4 protein-coding genes are annotated in these 3,398 nt (G+C 33.3%); 1 reads left to right on the forward strand and 3 read right to left on the reverse strand.

Features of this window, described 5'->3' with window-relative positions; genetic code table 11:
- Positions 1-108 precede the first annotated feature (108 nt).
- Genes hdhA through TA89_RS03615 form a run of 3 tightly spaced genes read right to left on the reverse strand, consistent with a single transcriptional unit; the run spans position 109 to position 3,005 of the window.
- Positions 109-897 (reverse strand): 7alpha-hydroxysteroid dehydrogenase, encoded by a 789-nt coding sequence (hdhA, locus tag TA89_RS03605; protein ID WP_147590060.1) that lies wholly within the window; start codon positions 895-897, stop codon positions 109-111.
- A gap of 33 nt (positions 898-930) precedes the next feature.
- A complete protein-coding gene (gene hdhB / locus TA89_RS03610; RefSeq protein WP_040210913.1) occupies positions 931-1,719 on the reverse strand; it encodes a 7beta-hydroxysteroid dehydrogenase in 789 nt (262 codons plus the stop codon).
- Between the two features lie 29 nt (positions 1,720-1,748).
- Positions 1,749-3,005 (reverse strand): MFS transporter, encoded by a 1,257-nt coding sequence (locus tag TA89_RS03615; protein ID WP_040210915.1) that lies wholly within the window; start codon positions 3,003-3,005, stop codon positions 1,749-1,751.
- Positions 3,006-3,227: 222 nt separating this feature from the next.
- On the opposite strand from TA89_RS03615, the gene TA89_RS19240 reads away from it, so the two are divergent.
- Positions 3,228-3,398 (forward strand): response regulator (locus tag TA89_RS19240; protein WP_040210916.1); only part of this gene is annotated, 171 nt, incomplete at its 3' end.

The following is a 3,398-nucleotide window of genomic DNA, read 5'->3' on the forward strand; positions in this document are numbered from 1 at the left end:
GGTGAGATTAAGACGAATAAGTATGGCGATGATATATTAGTAAAATTAATAAAGAAATAATTAAAAGAAAACTACTAGTACGACTAGTAGTTTTTCTTTTAATTTATATTATCTTTCAACAAAATCACCATACATTGGAGTAAATTTACCGAAACCTCCAGCAGCCTCCATGATTTCACCTGTTAAGTAAGAAGACTCATCTGAAGCAAAGTATAATACTGCATTTGCTATATCCTCAGGTTTACCTGGACGGTTCATAGGAACATTCTTTAAGAAGGTATCTAAGAATTCTTTACTCATATTTTCAAGGGCAGCTTTAGTTGCAATAAATCCTGGTAAAACTGCATTACATCTAATGTTGTATTGAGCGCATTGTGCAGCCACATTTTGAGTTAATGAGTTTATGGCTGCTTTTGATGTACAGTAAGCTATCCCTGATAGGTCAGGAACTGCTGAGCCTATAGTAGAAATGTTTATTATACTTCCGCCCCCTGTTTTCATCATGCTTTTAACTGCAGCCTGGCTGGTTAAAAATACGCTTTGAAGATTGTTTATTACAGCATCAAAGTAATCTTTCCCTGCTGTATCGAAGATAGTTTTATCCAATTTAACATCGTGTCCGCCATAGTTATTTACCAGGATATCTATTCTTCCTTCATTGCTTATAACTTCTTCAACCATCGCTGTATAAGTTTCTGCTTCTCTTGCATTAAAATATACGAATTTTGCAATTCCTCCTTTAGCATTTATACCTTTTATAACCTCTGCGGCTAATTCTTCATTTCTTGCTCCAATATATACTATTGCACCGTTTTCTGCTAATTTCTCGGCGCTTGCTAAGCCGATACCTTTAGTAGCTGCTGTAACTAATGCTACTTTATTTTTTAATTTCATCATAGTCACCTCACAGTTTAATTTTAAGGAATTGTTTTAAGCCATGTGTGTAAACATCTTACCTAATTCAGCGATTATTTCATCTCTGCTGTGGTTAGTTATTCTGTTTTGATGATTTTTTCTGTTTCTTTCACCAACTAAGTAAGACATGTGAACTCCTAATTGATCAAGGCCTTCTTTTGCAACATCTTCAGGATACATAGCGGCTGCACAGGTATCTTCATCTGCTGGTTTGTTTTTTAACCAAGTAGGTGTAATAGTTGATCCGGCAACCATTAATAATACATCTACATTAGTGTTTTTGCATTCATAGGCAACACCTTCAGTTAATGCCATCATGTAAGCTTTTTGAGCAGCATATTCAGCACAGAATGGCAGTGATGTCCATCCGGATAAGGAACCTATTGTTACAAAAGCTCCCCTGTTTCTTTCTTTAAATAAACCAATGAAGTGGTGTAGAAGCTTAGAGAAAGTTCTGATATTTACCCTGTACATTTGCTCATATTTAGCGTAGTCAACCTTGTTGTATTGACCCATTGAGTGTAAGCATGCCACATAGTTAATTAATCCCATGTCTAAATCTTTAGTTGCGTCAATTAATTTTTCAGCAGCATCGTACTCTGATAAATCCTGAGGTAACACTCTGATTTCTCTTCCTGTTTCAGCATTTATTTCAGAAGCTAATTTTTCTAAAGCTTCCTTTCTTCTTCCTACTAAAATTACATCCATTCCTCTTCTTGCAAGCTCGAAGGCATTAGCTTTTCCTATTCCTTCAGTTGCTCCTAATACAATTGCCCATTGTCCATATTTTTCTCTAAAATTCATTTTTAATTCCTCCTTAACAAGTGATTTTTTTAATTTTTTTCTGTTTTTTTGCCTGCTAAATTAAAAGCTAATAAGAAAGTTGAAAAGGTTATAACTAAAAGTACTATAAATATTATCCATGTAATTTTATAAGCACCTGTAGTATCATAAATAAGCCCAGATAAGGTTGGACCTACAGCTCCTCCAAATTGGAAGAACATAATTACAGTTCCTAATATTGTTCCATAATCTTTTTTACCAAAGATTTCACTGGTTAAATAAGATGGTCCCATGGCTGCTATTGCAATGAAAGCACCAAAGATTAATGCAAATAAAATTGCAAAGAGAGTAGTTTGTCCAAATAATAAGCATACTATAGATGCAATCATAGCTAGACCTATTATTATCATGCCTTTCTTTAATCCGGCTTTTTCTAATAACATACCTATAAGAACATTACTTAAAATACCCATTATTGAAACTATTGAAGTTACTGTTGATGCAAATACCGGTGAGTGACCGATGCTCTGCATGTAGCTTGGAATATGCATTTGTACTCCTGCAAATACAACTCCTAATAAAACTATTGCAAGGATATAAACCCAAAATACTGCTGAAGCTTTAGCCTCTTTAAAAGTATATCCTGTTAATTCTTCAGCTGGTTTGCTTTTCTTATTAGAATGGGTACTTATTTCTTCTTCACCATAAGGCTTTTGTCCAATATCAGCTGGTTTTTCCTTTATAACAAAAAGTGAAACCAATACAGTTACTACTAACATTACTGCCCCTAATAAGAAGTAACATTTTTCATATCCTATTTTAGGCATTAAGTTTGAAACTATTAATATAGTACAAAATGCTCCTAAGTTACCACCGGAGAAAGCTATTCCTGTTGCTACACCTTTTTTCTTAGATGGAAACCAGTTGGTAATGATGTAGGATATAGGAATTTGTGTTATTCCTGTGGCAAAGGCACCTAATATGGCGGAGATTAAATAAAACTGCCATAAACTTTTTGCTAATCCAAAGGCTGCAAAGGATATTGATACAACAGCACCACAAAGTGCCATAATATATCTGACATCATACTTTCTAATAATTTTACCCATTATAGGTGACATAATAGCTGTAGCTATAGCAACAATAGTGAACACTAAGGAAAACTGTGTTGCAGTAAATCCTAAAGCCTGAGTTACAGGGGTTAGAAATATTGAATGAGATAGGAAGATTATTGCAAAGGGCATTGCTAAGATTAGAAATGATCCAGCTGCAATTTTCCAACCGTAAAAACTTTTTTTGTTTTCCAAAATTATTCCCTCCATTATTTTTATGTGATGTTATTTCTGTCTATTGGTCAGTATTTTTTTAGTGACCATAGTTAAATAGTACAATTTGAGGTAAGTCAAATTAAAGGTAGGATTGTGGCAGTATTGTGGCATAATATAAAAAGGCTTTAACATAGTGGTTATAGAAAATCTAATATGCTATATTATTTATGACTAAAATGTTTATAAGAAAGGAAGTATACTTTGGAAAAACTTATTTACATTGCAGACGATGAAGAAAAAATTTGTAATTTAATAAAATCTTTTTTAGTAAAGGCAGGTTTTAAGGTTAATACCTATAACTCTGCAAAAGACTTATTGGATGATTTTTATAGTAACCCAAGTGATTTAGTAATTTTGGATATAATGATGCCG

It is taken from the genome of Clostridium polynesiense (assembly GCF_000820705.1).
Taxonomy (GTDB): domain Bacteria; phylum Bacillota; class Clostridia; order Clostridiales; family Clostridiaceae; genus Clostridium_AA; species Clostridium_AA polynesiense.